The sequence below is a fragment of the Novosphingobium sp. ES2-1 genome (assembly GCF_015169775.1).
Lineage (GTDB): Bacteria > Pseudomonadota > Alphaproteobacteria > Sphingomonadales > Sphingomonadaceae > Novosphingobium > Novosphingobium subterraneum.
In genome coordinates this window covers 20,330-39,345 of the sequence record NZ_CP063445.1, presented here as the reverse complement: position 1 = coordinate 39,345, position 19,016 = coordinate 20,330, and the positions used below count along the sequence as shown (strand labels likewise).

Genomic DNA, 19,016 nt, shown 5'->3' with positions numbered 1-19,016 from the left:
GGGGGCATGTCAGTCCCCCGCCTCCTTAAATCCGCCAGCTTGGCCACGCCGCTCGCTGCATTGCTCGTCAGCGGCTGCGTTCCGCCACCCAGCGCGACAGTTGCTCCACCTCGAACGGCGCCGCTGGCGGCTGCGGCAGACGGTATCCCGGTGGACAGCGCGGGTCTCGTGTCCGCTGCAGATCCGCGCGCTGCCGAAGCTGGCGTGCAGATGCTCCGCCTTGGTGGCAGCGCAACCGACGCTGCCATAGCCACCATGCTGGCGCTGACCGTGGTAGAACCGCAGAGTTCCGGCATCGGTGGCGGGGGGTTCCTCGTGCTGGGCGATGCTGCAGGGCAGATCGAGACGATCGATGGCCGCGAAACGGCTCCGAAGGCGGCGACTCCTCAGTGGTTCTATGCCGATGGCAAGCCGCTGGCTTACCGCGACGCAATACCGGGTGGTCGCAGCGTCGGCGTGCCGGGGAACTTGCGACTCGCCGCGCTGGCGCATAACGGCAAAGGCAGGCTGTCGTGGCGAACACTGTTCCAGCCGGCGATCCGCCTGGCCCGCGAAGGGTTTGAGATCACGCCGCGCCTGCGGACCATCCTGGCTGCGGCCAGCCGCACCGGCGCGCTCGATCCGGAGGCAAGTGCCTTGTACTATGGCTCGGACGGGCAGCCGCTCGCGGTCGGCACACTTGTGCGCAACCCTGCGCTGGCCGCCACACTCGAAACGGTTGCTGCACGCGGTGCCGACAGCTTCTATGCAGGCGAGAACGCCACCCTGATTGCGTCCAAGGTGGGCACGGCGCCGCGCAATCCTTCACCGATGACGACAGCCGACATCGCTGGATACAGGGCCATCGCCCGGCCGCCTGTCTGCGGCCAGTATCGCGTCTGGCGCATCTGCGGAATGGGGCCGCCTTCCTCGGGCGCGACCACCGTTTTCGCCATCCTGAAGCAGCTCGAACGCTTCGACATGAAGGCGCTCGGGCCAGCCAACCCGGTTTCATGGCACCTGATCGCGGAGTCGCAGCGCCTCGCCTATGCTGACCGCGACCAGTATCTGGCCGACAGCGATTTCGTTTCGGTCCCGGTCTCAGGGCTGACCGATCCTGCCTATCTCGCCTCGCGCTCGGCCCTGATTTCCGAAACCACATCGCTCGGACTCGTGACGCCGGGCACCCCGCCGGGAGCCAGGTTGGCCTTCGCCAAGGCCGATCCGCAGGAAGAGAACGGCACGACGCACTTCGTGGCGGTCGATCGCTGGGGCAATGCCGCAAGCTATACATCGACCATCGAAGGTCCGTTCGGGTCGGGTCTGATGGTGGGCGGCTATTATCTCAACAACGAGCTGACCGATTTCAACATCGTGCCGGACAAGGACGGCAAGCCGACCGCCAATCGCATTGAGGCGGGAAAGCGACCGCGCAGTTCGATGTCGCCGACGCTGATCTATGGGCCGGACGGCAAATTGCGCCTTGCCATCGGCGCGGCCGGTGGCGTGACGATCCCCGCGCAAGTGGCCAAGGCGATCATTGGCGTGCTCGACTGGAACCTCTCGGCCCGCGACGCGATTGCGCTGCCGGTGATCTTTGCGCCGGGCGGCGACATGGTCTTGGTCGAGAAGGGCACGAGCCTTGAAGCGATGATCCCGACCTTGCAGCAGCTTGGCCATGCGCAAGTTCTGGCGCGGCCACCGTCTTTCAAGGCCAATGCCATAGAGCGCGTTGGCGACCGTTGGCGGGGCGCAGCTGATCCCCGCAGCGAGGGCGCGGCCGTCGCCCCTTGAGCGGCTTGATGCGGGCGTGACCATTGGGGAACAGACTGGCGTGCGCGGTTGCCGTGACGGAACGAGGCCACTAGGTTCCCGTTAACCGGCAGGCGGTGATTGCTCCGCCATGCCATAAGGGGCGAGGGTCAAGACGTGCTGCTTTCCGATTTCGCAGGGTTTCCCAATCTCGTTTCGATGTTCCTCGACCGTGCGGCAAAGCGCGGGGACGGCCCGTTTCTGTGGGCCAAGAGCAAGGGCAATTGGAACTCGCTGAGTTGGACTGAAGCGACGCGGCAGGTCTGTGTCCTGGCGGAGGCGCTGCGCGGGCTCGGGCTCAATCCGGGCGATCGGGTGGCGCTGGTATCGGAGAACCGCCCGGAATGGTGCATCGCCGATCATGCGATCATGGCGGCAGGCCTTGTCACCGTGCCGACCTACATCACCAATACCGAGCGTGATCACCTGCACATCCTCGAGAATTCCGGTGCGCGGGCCGTGATTGTCTCGACCGCGAAGCTTTCGCAGCCGCTGTTGCCGGCGGCTCTTTCCGCGCCTTGCGTCGAGCATGTGATCGGGATGGAACCGCTACGCCAGATGCAGGCCGGCAAACTGGCATTCCACGAGTGGCAGTCGATGACCAGCGGCGATGGAACAGCGGCGCGGGCGGCCGTGGACGAGCGGCTCAGGACCATGGGCCGCGATGACCTGGCCTGCATCATCTACACCAGCGGCACCGGTGGTTCCCCGCGCGGCGTGCGCCTGCATCACGGTTCGATCCTGTGCAATGTCGAGGGTGCGGCGGAGATTCTCGCCAACGATTTCGGTTGGGGGGAGGAAGTGTTTCTCTCGTTCCTGCCGCTGAGCCACGCCTACGAGCATACCGGCGGCCAGTACCTGCCGATCGGCATGGGTGCCCAGATCTACTATTCCGAAGGCCTCGAAAAGCTCGCCTCGAACATCGAGGAAGTTCGCCCGACGATAATGGTGGTGGTGCCGCGCCTGTTCGAAGTGCTGCGCACGCGGATCATGAAGCAGGTGGAGAAGCAGGGGAAGGTGGCGAACTACCTGATGGACCGCGCCCTTTCCATCGGCGGACGCAAGGCGGCCGGCAAGGGGCGGATCATCGATGCTCCGATGAACCTGATCCTGGAGCGAACCCTGCGCCCGAAGATCCGCGCGCGCTTTGGCGGGCGGATGAAGGCGATGGTTTCGGGCGGCGCGCCGCTCAACCCTGACGTCGGCGTGTTTTTCGATGCCATGGGGCTGACCATGCTGCAGGGCTACGGCCAGACCGAAGCGGGGCCGGTGATCTCGTGCAATCGGCCAAAGGTCGGCCTGAAGATGGACACCGTCGGCCCGCCGATGAAGGGCGTCGAGGTGAAGATCGCCGAAGACGGCGAGATTCTCGTCAAGGGCGAGCTTGTCATGCACGGCTACTGGCACAACGATGCCGAGACCGCGCGCGCGATACCGCCCGAAGGCCCCAATGCGGGCTGGCTGCACACCGGTGATATCGGCCATCTCGACGATAAGGGCCGCATCGTCATCACCGACCGCAAGAAGGACATGATTGTCAACGACAAGGGCGACAACGTCTCTCCGCAAAAGATCGAGGGCATGTTGACGCTGCAGCCGGAGATCGCGCAGGCGATGGTTTCTGGCGACAAGCGGCCCTACATCGTCGGACTGGTCGTGCCCGATCCGGAATGGGCGCTGGAGTGGTCCCGCGCGCAGGGCGAACATTTCGACTTCAAGGAATTGCAGGACCTGCCAGCGTTCAGGAATGCGATCCGCGCGGCGGTGGACCGGGTGAACAAGGACCTGTCGGTGATCGAGAAGGTCCGCCAGTTCACCTTTGCCGACGAGGCCTTCAGCATCGACAATGGCGAGATGACGCCGAGCCTCAAGATCCGCCGCCACAAGATCCGGGAGCGCTACGGCGCGCGGGTGGACGCGCTTTACAAGAGCTAGCCGCTTAGCGCCCCGCCATGGCCTTGACCCGCGCGAGATAGGTACGTCCAATCCGCTGGACCGAGCCATCGACCAGCTCGGCGGACCACACGCCAAGGCCATCGTGCTTGAGCCCGGCGATACGGTCGCGCCGAACGATGGTCGAACGGTGCAGGCGGATGAACCGATCGGGATCGAGGCGCGCTTCAAGACCCGCAATGGTATGAAGCATCATGTAACTGCGCTGTCCCGCGTGGAGCCGGACATAGTCACGCTCCGCATCGATCCGTTCGAGGTCCGACGCGGCGACGCGGATCAGTTCGGAGCGGTGCGGCACCCAGAACTCCTCGATCCACTCGCTCGGCGTCTTTTCCGGTGCCTGAGTCGCTTCGGCCGACGTGCTGCGGCGCGTCTGCGCGCGCTCTACCGCCCGCTCCAGCCGCTCCTGCGCGACAGGTTTGAGCACGTAGTCCACGGCATCGCAATCAAATGCCTCGACCGCAAAATCGTCATGCGCCGTTACGAACACGACCGCAGGCCGGTTGGCCAGTCCCGCCAGCGCCCTCGCCACGCCGAGCCCATCGACCTCGGGCATGGTCATGTCGAGCAGGACGAGATCGGGATTGAGCGCTTCGATCAGGCGCAGGGCTGCAGCGCCATCGCTGGCCGTCCCCACCACCTGCAACGCCGGTATACGCGCGCACAGGATCTGCATCCGCTCGACAGCCAGCGGTTCGTCGTCAACAATCAGCGTGCGCAACTCAAGTCCCCTCAGCACTCGTTCCGGACGACCGGCATGGTCAGCACCGTTGCATAACCGCCAGCGGGAAGCGGCCCGCTTTCCACGCCGGCTCCATCCTCACCGAAACGGGCAGCAAGCCGGCTTCTGACATTGGCGATGCCGATGCCGGTACCACCATTGGCAAAGCCCTCACCAGGTCCGTCATCCGCCACCGTCAGGATGAGAAAGCCCCCGGCCTCGCGGGCGGTGATGCGGATGGTCACTGGTCGGATCGTAGTCGAGACAGCATACTTGATCGAGTTTTCGACCAGCGGCTGCAGGATCATGCCCGGTACGCAGGCGGTCATCAGATCGTCCGGAATGTCGAACTCGCAGCGCAAACGCTCTGGAAAGCGCACCGCTTCGATGTCGAGGTAATGGCGCTGCAAGGCGATCTCGTCTTCCAGCGGCATGTCTGCCGTGGGGTCGCCGGCAAGGCTGTGGCGATAGAAACGCGAGATTGACTGGATCATCCGCTCGGCCTGTTCGGTTCGCCCGACCATGACCAAAGCCGACAGGGAATTCAACGTGTTGAACAGGAAGTGCGGGTTCACCTGATAACGCAGCGACCGCAGCTCGGCAGCTTTCGCAGCCCGCGCATATTGCCCTTCGCGATACTCCGCCGCGCGCAGCTGTTCGCCATTGCCGAGCGCAAGATAGAGCGCAGCCCAGGCAATCAGCAGGAAGTAGCGGCCAAGCGCCACATCGGTCAGCTGACGCCAGAGCCCTTCGTTCTCCACCGTCTGGCGAATGATGGTGACATGATCGGGACCGCGCAGATCTTCAGTAACAGTCTCGGACGGGCTTGGCTGCGGCGCGATTGCCACCTTATCATCCCCTGCCCTGGCTGATTCCGCTTTCCGCTGCTCAGCAGCTGTCCGGGCTGTGGCGACCTCACGTGCCCGCACCGCCTGTGCCTTCTCCAGCGCCAGCTTTCGTGCCGCTTGCGCCCTCCTGAGAGCCTTGTCAGCCTCGCGGCGGGCCTTTTCGCGGATTTTGTCCCTTTCCGCGGCGGACAGCATCGGCGGGACTGGTGGTGCCGGGGGCGCCGCCGAAGCTGCCGAGGCCGGCGGTTCTACTGCGTCACTGATGCTCTCGACCTCACCGTCCTCGTCGACGGTGTAGACCTTGCCCCCGGTCCGCACTTCCGAGCGTCCATCGGCATATTGGCGGACAAACAGGCCGGGCTGGGAAATGACCATGCTGCCATCGGCGTCCTGCTTGATGCCGAAGTTCTTGAGCGCCTGGATCGTCGCTTCGTCGCCGACCTTGCGCAGCTCGGCAATGTCCTCTGCGCTAAGCAACGGCTCCATCGACGGAGCGGCCTTGGGAGCGGGGGGGATCTCCGGTTGTGGCGGCGGTTCCGGCAAGTCGGGCTCGGGTGGCGCCGGAGGGATGAACCCTTCGTCAAGCACGTCGACCAGGACATTGCCGGCCATGTCGTGGCGGATCTTCACCCCGGGCTTGCCTTGGCCGGTGGTCACGGTGGTCTGGGTCGTCGTCGTCGACTCACCGTTTTCCTGCTGCCCCGGAGTGGTGCTGATCCGTTCGATCATGCGCTTCTCGACCGGAGCGAAGGCCCACTGGTTTACCGCTGCCAGAGCGAGTGCTGCGGGCAGCATGATGACCAGGGCTGCGGCAACGCGCGTGGCAAGGGGGCGCGCATCGAAGCGGCGGAGCAGTGGCCAGCAGGCAACCGTGACGACAATGCCGGCGAAGGTTACGAGCGCACGGCGCCAGAGCAGATCGGTAAAATCACCCAGCTCCACCACCAGCCCGCGGACCGTGATCAGAAGGAAGTAGCACAGCCACAACGCCACGGCCGACAGGATCACCTGCCGGGCCGGAACGCGCGGGATACCGGGATCGATTTGCGACGATGTCATCCCGCCGACCCTAAACGCGAACCGCCCGACACGCCATAACGGCGGTCGGGCGGCATAAGGCGTTCATGGAATTTATCGGGTGCGCCTCTGACATCCGTCAGAGGCCTGCGGCACCGGCCCACGCCCCCGCCCGGCCACCCGTTCAGGGTACTCTCGTGGGTGGCCGGGCGGGGGCGTGGGCCGGTGCCGTCAAGGAAAGCCCGGATGGGCTTTCCTACCCTCAAACAGGCAACAGGCCTTCGTCCGCGATCTTCTTCTTCCACACCAGCGGTGCGGCCTGGTGAACGTTTTCACCCGAACTGTCGACCGCAACGGTGACCGGCATGTCCTCGACGGTGAATTCGTAGATCGCTTCCATGCCGAGGTCCTCGAACCCGACCACCCTGGCTTCCTTGATCGCGCGCGCGACAAGATAGGCCGCGCCGCCCACAGCCATCAGATAGGCACTCTTATGGTTGGCGATCGACTTGGTGGCAGCGGGGCCGCGCTCGGCCTTGCCGACGCTTGCCAGCAGGCCGAGGTCGAGCATGGTGTCCGAGAAGCTGTCCATCCGCGTGGCAGTGGTCGGGCCAGCCGGGCCGACGACTTCATCGCGCACCGGATCGACCGGGCCGACATAGTAGATCACGCGGCCCTTGAAATCGACCGGCAGTTCCTCACCCTTGGCCAGCATGTCCTTGATGCGCTTGTGCGCGGCATCGCGACCGGTCAGCATCTTGCCGTTCAGCAGCAGGCGATCGCCCGCCTTCCAGCCTTCGACTTCGGCCTGGGTCAGGGTATCGAGATTGACGCGCTTGGCCGCCGAATCCGGCGCCCAGTGGACCTGGGGCCATTCGTCGAGCTTCGGACGTTCAAGATAGCTCGGACCCGAACCGTCGAGCGTGAAGTGGGCGTGGCGGGTGGCGGCGCAGTTGGGAATCATCGCCACCGGCTTGCCCGCAGCATGGCACGGCGCGTCCATGATCTTGACGTCGAGGATCGTCGAAAGACCGCCCAGCCCCTGCGCGCCGATGCCGAGCGCGTTGACCTTGTCGAAGATCTCGATGCGCATGCGCTCGATATCGGTCTGCGGGCCGCGCTCCTTGAGCTGGGCCATGTCGATCGGCTCCATCAGCGCCTTCTTGGCGAGCAGCACGCAATGTTCTGCTGTGCCGCCGATGCCGATGCCGAGCATGCCGGGCGGGCACCAGCCGGCGCCCATCTGCGGCAGCATCTCGATCACCCAGTCGACGATGTTCTCGCTAGGGTTCATCATCTTGAACTTCGACTTGTTTTCCGAGCCGCCGCCCTTTGCCGCGACGTCGACCGTGACCTTGTTGCCCTTGACCATCTCGACGTGGAGTACGCAGGGCGTGTTGTCGCGGGTGTTGCGGCGGGTGAAGGCAGGGTCGGCCAGCACCGAGGCGCGCAGCTTGTTGTCGGGGTTGTTGTAGGCGCGGCGTACGCCTTCATCGACCACGTCCTGCAGGCTCATGTCGGATTCGAGGCGGCAGTCCTGCCCCCATTCGATGAAGACGTTGACGATGCCGGTATCCTGGCAGATCGGCCGGTGGCCCTCGGCGCACATGCGGCTATTGGTGAGGATCTGCGCAATCGCGTCCTTGGCCGCCGGGCCCTGTTCGGCCTTGTAGGCCTCGCCCAGCGCGCGGATGTAGTCCATCGGGTGGAAGTAGCTGATGTACTGCAGAGCGTCTGCGACGCTCTCGATAAGGTCCGCTTCCCGGATCGTGACCATTTCTGCCATGTTGCCGACTCCCTCCAGAGGCCTTGGTTTCGTGGGGCGCATTACGCGGCAATTTGCGACAAGCAAATCCCTTGGAAACAGCAGATCGATAATCTACAGGCACTTGGCAACATTCAGGCTTCCCCGGGTGCGGGTGGAAGCCCCTAGCGAATATGAGGGTTTCGAATGACCGTGGTTGAAGATCGCCCGGCAGCGGATGAAATGCTGGTTGCCCGTCGTGCGATGATCGATAGCCAGCTTCGCGTGAGCGGCGTCAATTCGCCGGCAATCCTCAATGCTTTCAACGCCGTGCCGCGCGAGGACTTCGTCCCTGCGGAACGACGCGCGGTTGCCTACATCGACCGGGCGGTTCCACTCGGGGGTGGTCGCTCGCTCTCCCCGGCGCTGACTTACGGCCAGATGCTCGAAGCGGCGCAGACCGGGCGCGAGGATAACGTCCTCGTGATCTCTCCGAACGGCTACCTCGCGGCCCTGGCCGCGCAGCTTGCCGACAGCGTGACCCGCGCCGAATCGCTGGCGTCGGCTCAGGGCGGGCCGTATTCGCTGATCCTGATCGATGGCGCCGCCGAAGTGCTGCCGGACTCGCTCGCTGGCCTGCTGGCCGAGGATGGCCGGATCGTCACCGGCATCGCGGATCGTGGCGTCACCCGCCTCGCCATGGCTCGCAAGGCCTTGGGCAAGGTGGTCGCCACCCCGCTTGCCGAGGCCGATTTCGCCGTTCTGGCAGAGTTTGCCGCACCGAAGACGTGGAGCTTCTGAGCCCCATGGCCACCGGCAAGGCGCTACGCCTCATTCTGGCGGCCAGCGCCGCAAGCCTCGCTGTCACTCCCGCTCTGGCCGATGACCTGCGCGAGGCGCTGACCAGCGCCTACAACACCAATCCCACGCTTCAGGCCGCACGCGCGACGCAGCGGGCGACCGACGAAGGCGTGCCACTGGCCCGCGCCCGCGGCTTGCCAAGCTTGCAGGGGCAGGCCAGCTACACGAAAGTTCTGCGCGCCAACCCCAATTCGTTCCTGATCACGGACTGGTCGAACAGCGTCGACCTGAGCCTCGGGGTGCCAGTCTATTCCGGCGGATCGGTCAAGAATTCAATCCGTGCCGCCAAGACGCGCGTCGAAGCCGGGCAGGAAGACCTCCGCGCCACCGAGTCGGGCGTGTTCTCGCAAGTCGTGGCGGCCTACATGGACGTGATCCGCGATTCCGCGATCGTCGGGCTCAACAAGAGCAACGTCGAGGTTCTGGAAGTGAACCTCAAGGCCACCAGCGACCGCTTCGAGATCGGCGACGTGACCCGCACGGACGTTGCCCAGTCCAACTCGCGCCTCGCTCTCGCCCGTGGCGATCTGCGCACCGCACAGGCCAACCTGATCGCCAGCCGTGAGCGGTATATTCAGGTTGTCGGCAAGGCGCCAACCGATCTGCAGCCTCCGCCGCCGCTGCCCGGCCTTCCTGCCAATCCGGATGATGCCGTCGACTTCGCACTCGAAAACAATCCCGATCTCATGGCCGCGCGCGAGCGGAGCAAGGCCGCTGCCTTTGACGTGAAGGTTGCCGACGCGGCAAAGCTGCCCACGGTATCGCTCTCCACGAACGGCAGCCGTCAGGCCTTCAAGGGGACTTTCCAGGGTTCGAGCCAGACCTTGCAGCAGGCGAACACCACCGCCCAGGCCGGTGTCAGCGTCTCGATTCCGCTCTATCAGGGCGGCGGACCTGCCGCGCAGACCCGTCAGGCGCAGGCGCGTGAAACTGCCACGCTCGAGCAGGAAATCGGCGTCGAGCGCGAGGTCATCGCCACCGTTCGCTCGGCCTACGCTTCCTGGCTTGCCGCCAACGAGATCATCGCGATGAACCAGACCGCAGTCGATGCTGCGGCGCTGAGCCTCGAGGGCGTCCGTGCCGAGAACACCGTCGGCAATCGCACTATCCTCAACATCCTCGATGCCGAGCAGGAACTGCTGCGCGCGCAGGTGCAACTCGTGGCCGCGCGGCGCAATGCCTATGTCGCCGGGTTCAACCTGCTGTCGGCAATGGGCAAGGCCGATGCCAATGACCTCGGCCTCGATGGCGGGGCGCTGTATGATCCGCAGATCAACTATGACCGCGTGAAGGGGCGCTTCTGGGACTGGGACCGCGATCCCAAGCCTGCGGCGGTGTCGACGCGCACCGTTGACACGCCCGCGCAGGATGCGACAATTCCGCAAACGCCGCTTCCTTGAGAGAATCGGTGCAGCAGGGGCATTTGGGGGTAAAAGTTGCGATGCGTCAGGCCGGTGAACCGTCCGTCGAGGAAATCCTCGAATCGATCAAGAAAGTGATCGCGCGCGACAACAAGGCCGAGGCGCAGGCGCGCCTGCAGCCCAAGCCCGCCCCGCGCCCGGACGTACTCGAACTGACCGACCCTGCCGAGGAGGACGAAGCCGAGCCTGCAGGCGGCCTGATCGCCGACGCGGCAGCCGCCTCGATGCGCGAATCGCTGGCGGCGCTTTCGATGCTGGCGCAGCCGGGTGTTGCGCCACAGATCGTGCGCTCGGGCGAGACCTCGCTCGAAGGGCTGGTGCGCGAACTGCTCAAGCCGATGCTGGCCGAATGGCTCGACAGGAACCTGCCCGCCATGGTCGAAAAGATGGTCGCGGCTGAAATCGCGCGCATCGCGGGTAAGCGCGGGTAATCAGGCGCGGCTGATTTTGCGGTTTGCGCCGTAGGCTTACGGCGCTAATCCGGTTTCCATGAAAACCAACTCGCTGTTGCTGGCGGTCGCTCCGCTTGCTGTCGTCTATGCCGCACCCGCTTCCGCCCAGCAGGGGGCGCCGTTCTCCTCGCAGGATCTGGTCACGCTCAGCCGCCTTGGCGGCACGGCGGTTTCGCCCGACGGCAAGACAGTGGCCTATATCGTCACCACCACCGATCCGGGCAGTTACAAACGCACGCCGACATTGTGGGTGCGCAGTGCCGACGGCAGGGGCCAGCCGCGCCGCGTCGACACCGGCGGCAGCGCCAGCGATCCTGCCTTCGCCGCCGACGGCGCCCTCTACTACCTTTCAGACCGCAAGGTCGGTGAAGCCGAGACGACGCAGGTCTGGAAAGTGGACGTCGCCTCGGGCGTGACGACCCAGGTCACTGCCTTCAAGGCAGAGGTATCCGGGTTCGAATTGTCTCCCGATGGCAAACGCATCGCCGTGTGGGGCGATATCGCACGCGATTGCCCGACCTTCGGCTGCGATAGCGACGGCAACACCGCCCTCCCAGGACCTGGCACAGGCCGTCATTACAAGGACGGTGCGGGCTTCGTGCGCCACTGGGACGCGTGGGAAACGCCCGGCAACTACAGCCGGGTCTTTGCCTTCGATCTCGGCGCCGATGGCAAGGTCGTGGGCGATGGCAAGGCTGCCGATGGACCTATAGGCACGCTTACCGGCGACAGCCCCGGCAAGCCCTTCGGCGGCGGCGAGGACGTCGCCTGGGCCGCGGATGCGCAATCGCTGTTCTTCGTCGCGCGGCAGGCAGACCGCAACGAGCCGACTTCGACCAATCTCGATATCTGGCAATCACGGCTGGATGGTGCGGCTCCGAAGAACCTGACCGAGGCCAACAAGGCCACCGACAACACCCCCGCCCCCTCGCCCGATGGCAAGTGGCTGGCCTATGCCGCAATGGCGCGCCCCGGTTACGAAGCGGACCGTCTGGTCGTCCACCTCATCAACCTGCAGACCGGCGAAAAGCACGAACTGACCGGCGGCTGGGACCGCTCGGTCGCCTCGCTGACGTGGTCGCAGGACAGCAAGGCCCTGATCGCTACGGCAGAGGACGTCCTTGATACGCCCGCATTCCGCATCGATCCGCAGAGCGGGAAGGTCACCCGCCTCGTCCTCAATCCCGGCCGCGAGGGGCACATCGGCAATGTTGTGCCACTCAAGGACGGCCGCCTGCTCTATACCCGCGATTCGATCGATGCTCCGGCCGAACTGTTTATCGGCAAGCCGGGCAAGGCCGGAATCCGGCTGACGGACGTTGCCACTTCGGCGCTGGCCCAGCGCGCGCCGGTCGTCACGCAGCGGTTCAGCTTCAAGGGCGCGGATGGCGATACGGTCTGGGGCCAGATCACCAAGCCGAGCTGGATCAAGGGCAGGATGCCGTCGGTCCTGTTCGTCCACGGCGGGCCGCAGGGGTCGTACAACGATAGCTGGTCCAACCGCTGGAATCCGCGCGTCTGGGCGAGCCAGGGTTACGCCATCGTCTCGGTCGATTTCCACGGTTCCACCGGATATGGCCAGGCCTTTACCGACGCCATCAACCGCCAGTGGGGCGGCAAGCCACTGGAAGACCTGCAGAAGGGCTTTGCCGCTGCGATCGCGCTCGATGGGCAGATCGACGGCAACAATGCCTGCGCGGCAGGTGCTTCCTATGGCGGCTATATGATGAACTGGATCGCCGGCGTATGGCCGGACCGCTTCAAGTGCCTCGTGCAGCATGACGGTGTGTTCGATGCCCGCGCCATGGCCTACGAGACCGAAGAGCTGTGGTTCGACGAGTGGGAGCACGGCGGGCACCCCTATCACGAGGCTCCGCAAGAGTTCGAGAAGTGGAACCCGGTCAACCACGTCGTCAAGTGGAAGACGCCGATGCTGGTGATCACGGGCGAGAAGGACTTCCGCATTCCCTATACGCAAGGCCTGGCCGCATTTACGGCGCTGCAGCGTCGCGGCGTCCCTTCCGAACTGCTGGTCTTCCCGGACGAGAACCACTGGGTGCTCAAGCCCAAGAACTCGTTGCAGTGGCACCAGACCTCGTTCAACTGGCTCAACCGCTGGTTGAAAAAGGACGGCAAGGCCGAATGACGCCCGATTCCGCTGAAATTGCTCTGGCTGAAATAGCCCTGGAAAAGCTCGGCGGGTTCAATCCGCAGCGCCACATCCTGCTCTGCGCCGGGCCGGAAAAGGACAAGTGCGCCCCGCGCGACGTAGGGGATGAGGCGTGGAACTACCTCAAGAAGCGCCTTGGCGAGCTGAAGCTCGGCGGGGCGCAAGGGGTGCTGCGCAACAAGGTCGGCTGTTTGCGGGTGTGCATGGTCGGGCCGGTCGCAGTCGTCTACCCGGACAATGTCTGGTACCATTCCTGCACCCCGCCCGTGCTGGAGCGGATCATCCAGGAGCATGTGATCGGCGGCGTTCCGGTCGAGGACTACCGGCTCAGGCAGCCCGTTCCATCACCCGCGGAATGAAGCCGAGAAGCTCACTGGCAAGGTAGCCCAGCGGGCCGATCGCTTCGGCACAACGGCGCCCGGCCTCGCCATGCAGCCAGACGGACCACAAGGCTGCCTGAAGCGGCGCTGCTCCGCGTGCCAGCAGGGCTGCGGCAATTCCCGCCATGACGTCGCCCGATCCGCCAGTGGCCAATCCGACGTTGCCGCCGCTATAGCTGAACAGCTCGCCTGTAGGAGCCGCAACCAGACTGACTGCACCTTTCAGGACGACGACGGACCCGAAGCGTTCGGCACAACGGCGCACGGCGGCGGCGCGGTCCTGCTCGATCGCGCCGGCATCATCGCCGAGCAGCGCGGAAATCTCGCCGATGTGGGGGGTCAGGACAGCCGGTAAGCGTCGCTCGCGCAAGCGCCCTGCATGATCGCAGATCGCCATGAGCGCTGCGGCGTCGAGCACCAGTGGCGTTTCATCCACGGCCTGCATCAGCCTGCCGACCAACGCCGAGGCCTGTTCCGCACAGCTCATCGCAGGGCCTAGAACCAGGCAATCGCTCTTGTCCACTTCTCGTTCCAAACTCGTGCGGGTGGCGTCGATCTCGCCCTTGGGATCGGGTGCCAGCGGCAGGACGGCGACTTCCGGCATCACTATGCCGATCATTATCGCGGTCGTTTCGACTGTCGCGATGCGCACCTTGCCCGCACCAGCGCGCAGGGCGGCCTCGGCGGTGAGGCGCACCCCGCCCGGAACCATGGTGCAACCGCCGACAACGAGCACGCGACCGCGCGCGTTCTTGTCGCTTTCCTCGTGCGGCTGCGGCAACGGATGCTGGCGCAACCACGCGCCGTCGAGAGTTCGCGCTTCAGCCACGGGCCGCCACCATGCGGTCGGGCTCGCGGGTCGGTTCAGTACCTTCGCGGACCATCGGCGCGACCATATTGTAATGCTCGAGCACGAGTTCGCCGTCGCCCTTGCCGGAACGGTCAAGCCGGTATTGCGTGATCGCGCAGTTGGCGATGTCGCCGGCCTTGTCGATGGCAAGGATCTCCGCTTCGGAGAGATGCTCGACGATGTAGCGCATGCACAGCACGACAACCTGATGCGCGACGATCATCACGCGCTTGCCGGCGTAGTGCAGCGAGACCGTGTCGAGCAGCGCGCGCAGGCGGAAGATCACGTCGACCCAGCTCTCGCCCCCGGGAGGGCGGTGGTAGAACTTGCCCAGCACGCGGCGGAACTCGGCCTGATCTGGCTGGTAATGGTGGATGCCAAGCGTCGTCAGCCCGTCGAGGATTCCGAACTCCTTTTCCCGCAGGCGTTCGTCGATGCAGATGCGCAAGTCTGGATCACAGCCCCCTGCCTCGCGAAAGACCTCCGCCGTTTGCACGGCGCGGACATAGGGACTGGCCAGGATGACCTCCGGCCGCGCACCTTCTTCCCCACTGGCGAACCAGTGCCCGAGGGCGCGGGCTTGTTCGCAGCCGAGCGCGGAAAGCGGCACATCGACATCGCGATGGTCGAGCGCAATGCGCAGGTCGCCCGCAGCGTCCGCGGCATCGCGCGCGACGTTGCCTGCGCTCTGGCCGTGACGGATCAGCCACAGCACCTCGGGCCAGCGTTCGTGCGGTTGCGGCAGCGTGCGAAGTCCAGTCATGAAAAGCCAAGCGCGAGGCGCACAGGTTGGTTCCGGAACATTCGCCGCCCTTGAGGGATTGAGCGATCAACCGACTCATTTTCAAGGACTTAGACCCATGGCTCAAGCGAAGTTCACCGATGCCATTGCCCTGCTCAAGGCCGACCACCGCAATGTCGAGGCGCTGTTCGAGAAGTTCGAAAGCGCCCGCTCGGACCGCAAGCAGGCGCTGGCTCTGCAGATCTGCAACGAGCTGAAGATCCACACGATCATCGAGGAAGAGATCTTCTACCCCGCCCTCAAGGGCAAGATCGAGGAAGAGACCTATACCGAGGCCTATGTCGAGCATGATGCTGCAAAGCTGCTGATCAACGACATCATGGTGACTTCGCCGGAGGACGAGTTCTTCGAGGCCAAGGTCAAGGTGCTCAGCGAAGAGATCAAGCACCACGTCCACGAGGAAGAAGCACGCTCGGAAGGCATGTTCTCGCAGGCACGCGAAGCCGGCCTCGACATGGTCGCGCTGCGTGATGCGATGCTGGCGCGCAAGCAGGAACTGATGGCCCAGGCAAAGACCGAAGTCCTGCCCGAGGCCGAATTGCGGGTGCTTCAAGCCTCGGCCTGAGCTGCCTCGCTGCCCTGCCGCATAGTGCGGTAGGCGTTGGCCGCGCGCCGGATATGGGTGTTTGCCACCGCGCCCGCCCAGTCCTCGTCACGCATCTCGAATGCGCTGACGAGGTCACGATGGTCGCGCTGGCTCTGCTCCATGTCCGCCCGGCTGTACTGTTCCGCCGTGCGGTGCACGACGATCTGGCTGACGACGAACTTCATCAGCTGGGCCAGCCGGTCCGATTGCGCAGCCGCGAGGATGACGGCGTGGAAATGGCGGTTGCCCTCGACAAATCCGGAGACGTCCGGACCGTCGGGGGCCGAGATCGCGTCGTCGATGAAGTCACAATGGACCTTGAGCTCGGCGATCTGTTCGTCGGTAATGAGCCGCGCGGCGCGGGTGGCGCAATGGCTTTCGAGCATTGCGCGCAAGGTGAACAGCTCTTCCTCGTCCTCGTCCGACCAGACCGGCACGAATACGCGGTTGGTGCCCGAGCGCTGCAACAGCATCTCGGCCACCAGTTCCGCGATAGCCTCGCGCACCGGGGTGCGGGACAATCCGCAGTACTGCGCGAATTCGTCCTCGGGCACGAACTGTCCGGCAGGGAAGTGCCCTGACAGGATCCCTGCGCGGATCTTGCGGTAGGCTTCCTGCGAGGCTTTGGACACGTACGCTCCTGTATTGCCGGGCCTGTATCTTCAGGGGGAGCAGGCAGAACCCGCTCCCCGCCGGATTTATCCTGAAGCCCTCATCAGAACGATGCGCCCACTTCAACCCCTATCAGGCGACGCGCGCCCGGCGAGATGAAGGAACCCCCGAACTCGATCGCCGGGATCGCCTCGGCGATGTACTTGCGGTCGAGCAGATTGTCCGCGAACACCGCGATCCGGTAGTTCGGCGTGGTGATCCCGGCGCGCAGGTTGAGCACGCCGAAAGCATCGCGCTTGGCAACGTCGTAGCGTGCGTTGCCGAACGAGGGGGGCAGGAACGGCAGCTGCGAGATCGGCAGCAGCCCTGAGAAGATGGTCGGGCGCTCCTGATCCTGCACCGAATGGAACCACGTCGGGCCGGTCACGCGATAGTCGGCGCGGAACAGCAGCTTGGCGTTGTCGGTCAGCGGCGCGGTGATTTCGGAACCGAGGTTGAGCGTCCAGTCGGCTGTATAGGGCGACTTGTTGCCGACGGTGTAGGGGCGCGAGCGGTTCTTCTTGATCTCGCTGTCGGTGACGTTGAACGATCCGAACACCTTCCAGCCATCGACCACCTTGCCGGTCAGGTTGATCTCGGCGCCCTTGATGTCGACGCGATCGATGTTCGAGACGACGCGCAGCAGGCCGAAGTCGCCGACGAAGAATTCGAAGAACTGCATATCGGTAACGCGGGTGTAGTAGCCGGCAAGATCGTAGGTGATGCGGCCGTCGAACAGCTCGCCCTTCACGCCCGCCTCGAACGCGCTGGAGCGTTCCTTGCGGTACTGGTCGTTGATGGTGACGCCCGCGTTGATCGTGCCCGGCGTGACGCCGTTGTTGAAGCGGGTGTTGACCACGGCCGAAGAGCCCTGGTTGTTGAAGCCCCCGGATTTGAAGCCGATGCCCCAGTTGGCATAGAGATTCAGCTGGTTGCTGGGGTGGAAGCTCAACGTCACCTTGGGCTGAAGCTGCTTGAACGTGGCGTTTTGCGGCGTGAAGGCACCGAAGGCGAGGCCCGGATTGATGGGGCCACCGGTGAAGGGATCCGTCACATTCGGGACGAGCGAATTGGCGGCGCGATCCTCGATGTCATAGCGCAGCGCGATGCCACCGGTGAACACCTCCGAAGGCTTCCACTCGGCTGAACCGAACGCCGCGTAGACGTTGGTGCGGAACTTGTCGGCCAAGAGCAGCGAGGTCGGGTTCGTGGTGTCCGGCGCGTTGTAGAGCTGCTTGATCACGCCCTGCCCGGTATCGCCACCAAGACTGACGCCGGTCTTGCGATCGATGTGCAGGTAGTAGGCCCCGAGTTGCCAGGTCAGCGCGCCATCGGTGTTCGACAGCAGCCGGATCTCGGTGCTGAAATCCTTCTGGTTGCGCAGCTGGTACTGGATGCCGTCGCAGGTCGTCGGGCTGTAGGGGCCAAAGGTCGAACCGTTGGCCGGGGCAAACAAGAACGGCACGGGGATAGCGCCGATCCCGCCGGGCTGGTTGACCGGGTAGCCGGTGAGCGCCGCCGTGCTGGAGAAGCACTTGGCGACAGTGCTGGCTACGCGAGGGTCGGTGTTGGTGATGTAGCGCGCGAAATCGGCCGAAGTGCCATCGGCGACAAGGTCCTGCTTGACGTCGGAGTAGAGCGCCCAGGCCACCAGCTTCATGCCGTTGCCGAACTCCTGGTCGAGCTTGATCGAAGCATCGAAGCTCTTCTGGTCGTTGGTGGCGCGGATGTTGTTGTAGAAGTTGAACTGGTGCTTGTTCACGTCCTCGTAGAACGCAGGGTTCACCGCACCGAATTGGGGCAGGTGGAACGAAGCGTTGAACGGCAGCGATGCGCCATGGAACTCGGCATAGCGCGCCTTGACGTCAAGTTGGGTCGCGGTGCCCTTGCCGATCATCACCCGGCCGTCGAGCGCCCAGTTTTCCTTGTCGTCAACGGTCTTGGAGTTGCTCAGGAACTTGTTGCGCCACCATCCGTCGGTGGTGAAGTAATAGCCCGAGGCTACAAAGCCGACGTTTTCGCCCAGCGGCCCGGCAATGTGTGCAGTGGCTTCGTAAGTCGCTTCGTTCGCATAGGAGGCGCGCAGGCCGCCCGTCAGCGTGTCGGTGGGCTTGAGGGTCTGCAGCACGATCGCACCTGCCGCGGCGTTGCGGCCGTAAAGCGCGCCTTGCGGTCCCTTCAGCACTTCGACCTGCGACAATGTGCCCTGCGGCTGGTTGAGCTGCGCGGTGTTGGTCTTGAGAATGCCGTCGACCACCAGCGCGACCGAACTTTCAGCATCGCGCGCACCGTTGATCCCGCGAATGTTGATCTGCGTGTCGCCGGCCTCAGCCGTGCCTGTCACGATCGTCACGCCGGGCGTAAGCTGGGTGAAGTCCTCTGCCTTGACCGCCCCGGTGTTCTGCAGCGCAGTGGCTGTCAAGACCGATACCGACGCCGGTACGTCCTGCAGGCGCTCGTTCTGGCGGCGGGCCGTGACAATGATGCTATCACCGTCGTCAGCCGCTTGCGCGGCATCCTGTGGCGCTTCCTGGGCGAAGGACGGGGCTGCACTGGCGATCAGGCCAAGCACTGCGGTGTTCAATAGGAGACGGGTGGCACGCATTCTCAAACCTCCCTGTTGGTTCGGTCGCGACGCTATCGATGCTGCGAGCGCACGGGCTTTCGCCCCCCTCTTGACGCTCGCTTTCCGGGAAGGCAGCTTATTGTATACAAACTTGATCGGTCAAGGTGCTAGCGAACCTGCACCTACGGGCAGGTTTCGGCACC

The 19,016-nt window shown here is 64.6% G+C and carries 15 protein-coding genes; 8 read left to right on the top strand and 7 right to left on the bottom strand.

Annotated elements, in window-relative coordinates:
• Positions 1-6: 6 nt before the first annotated feature.
• Together ggt and IM701_RS00145 are read left to right on the top strand one after the other, a co-directional pair.
• Positions 7-1,773, top strand: coding sequence for a gamma-glutamyltransferase (gene ggt, locus IM701_RS00150; protein ID WP_193827422.1), 1,767 nt, complete (start codon positions 7-9; stop codon positions 1,771-1,773).
• Between the two features lie 135 nt (positions 1,774-1,908).
• Positions 1,909-3,726: a long-chain fatty acid--CoA ligase gene (locus IM701_RS00145; RefSeq protein WP_039333081.1), complete on the top strand. Its 1,818-nt coding sequence runs from the start codon at positions 1,909-1,911 to the stop codon at positions 3,724-3,726.
• Positions 3,727-3,730: 4 nt separating this feature from the next.
• Here the strand turns inward: IM701_RS00145 and IM701_RS00140 are convergent, their stop codons facing one another.
• The 3 genes from IM701_RS00140 to IM701_RS00130 all read right to left on the bottom strand — a co-directional run bounded on the left by IM701_RS00140 (position 3,731) and on the right by IM701_RS00130 (position 8,116).
• The gene (locus tag IM701_RS00140; protein WP_230487868.1) at positions 3,731-4,420 is read right to left on the bottom strand and encodes a LytTR family DNA-binding domain-containing protein; all 690 of its coding nucleotides are present in this window, start codon (positions 4,418-4,420) and stop codon (positions 3,731-3,733) included.
• Between the two features lie 56 nt (positions 4,421-4,476).
• Positions 4,477-6,372: a histidine kinase gene (locus tag IM701_RS22195; protein ID WP_370584338.1), complete on the bottom strand. Its 1,896-nt coding sequence runs from the start codon at positions 6,370-6,372 to the stop codon at positions 4,477-4,479.
• Positions 6,373-6,592: 220 nt separating this feature from the next.
• Positions 6,593-8,116 (bottom strand): fumarate hydratase, encoded by a 1,524-nt coding sequence (locus tag IM701_RS00130; RefSeq protein WP_369820979.1) that lies wholly within the window; start codon positions 8,114-8,116, stop codon positions 6,593-6,595.
• Between the two features lie 165 nt (positions 8,117-8,281).
• Here IM701_RS00130 and IM701_RS00125 point away from each other — a divergent pair, with 165 nt between their 5' ends.
• Genes IM701_RS00125 through IM701_RS00105 form a run of 5 tightly spaced genes read left to right on the top strand, consistent with a single transcriptional unit; the run spans position 8,282 to position 13,337 of the window.
• Positions 8,282-8,875, top strand: coding sequence for a protein-L-isoaspartate O-methyltransferase (locus tag IM701_RS00125; protein ID WP_062342367.1), 594 nt, complete (start codon positions 8,282-8,284; stop codon positions 8,873-8,875).
• Between the two features lie 5 nt (positions 8,876-8,880).
• Complete coding sequence (locus IM701_RS00120) at positions 8,881-10,335, top strand: TolC family outer membrane protein (RefSeq protein ID WP_062342365.1); 1,455 nt, start codon at positions 8,881-8,883, stop codon at positions 10,333-10,335.
• Positions 10,336-10,376: 41 nt separating this feature from the next.
• The gene (locus IM701_RS00115) at positions 10,377-10,787 is read left to right on the top strand and encodes a DUF2497 domain-containing protein (RefSeq protein WP_039333087.1); all 411 of its coding nucleotides are present in this window, start codon (positions 10,377-10,379) and stop codon (positions 10,785-10,787) included.
• Between the two features lie 58 nt (positions 10,788-10,845).
• A complete protein-coding gene (locus tag IM701_RS00110) occupies positions 10,846-12,954 on the top strand; it encodes a S9 family peptidase (RefSeq protein WP_193827421.1) in 2,109 nt (702 codons plus the stop codon).
• The gene (locus tag IM701_RS00105) at positions 12,951-13,337 is read left to right on the top strand and encodes a ferredoxin (RefSeq protein ID WP_039333092.1); all 387 of its coding nucleotides are present in this window, start codon (positions 12,951-12,953) and stop codon (positions 13,335-13,337) included. Before IM701_RS00110 ends, IM701_RS00105 begins: the two co-directional genes overlap by 4 nt.
• Here IM701_RS00105 and IM701_RS00100 read toward each other — a convergent pair.
• Together IM701_RS00100 and IM701_RS00095 are read right to left on the bottom strand one after the other, a co-directional pair.
• Positions 13,306-14,187, bottom strand: coding sequence for an NAD(P)H-hydrate dehydratase (locus IM701_RS00100; RefSeq protein WP_193827420.1), 882 nt, complete (start codon positions 14,185-14,187; stop codon positions 13,306-13,308). The two genes, IM701_RS00105 and IM701_RS00100, sit on opposite strands and share 32 nt — an antisense overlap.
• Positions 14,180-14,971 carry a histidine phosphatase family protein gene (locus IM701_RS00095; protein WP_193827419.1) on the bottom strand — a complete coding sequence of 264 codons (792 nt, stop codon included), beginning with the start codon at positions 14,969-14,971 and terminating at the stop codon, positions 14,180-14,182. The genes IM701_RS00100 and IM701_RS00095 overlap by 8 nt, the downstream gene beginning before the upstream one ends.
• A gap of 97 nt (positions 14,972-15,068) precedes the next feature.
• Between IM701_RS00095 and IM701_RS00090 the strand changes: the two genes are divergently transcribed.
• On the top strand, positions 15,069-15,575 hold the full coding sequence (locus IM701_RS00090) for a hemerythrin domain-containing protein (RefSeq protein ID WP_039333096.1): 507 nt from the start codon (positions 15,069-15,071) through the stop codon (positions 15,573-15,575).
• Here the strand turns inward: IM701_RS00090 and IM701_RS00085 are convergent.
• Both IM701_RS00085 and IM701_RS00080 read right to left on the bottom strand, forming a co-directional pair.
• Positions 15,560-16,228: a GntR family transcriptional regulator gene (locus IM701_RS00085; RefSeq protein WP_039333097.1), complete on the bottom strand. Its 669-nt coding sequence runs from the start codon at positions 16,226-16,228 to the stop codon at positions 15,560-15,562. The genes IM701_RS00090 and IM701_RS00085 overlap by 16 nt on opposite strands.
• An 83-nt stretch (positions 16,229-16,311) precedes the next feature.
• Positions 16,312-18,852, bottom strand: a complete 2,541-nt coding sequence (locus IM701_RS00080) for a TonB-dependent receptor (RefSeq protein WP_193827418.1) — start codon at positions 18,850-18,852, stop codon at positions 16,312-16,314.
• Between the last annotated feature and the right edge of the window lie 164 nt (positions 18,853-19,016).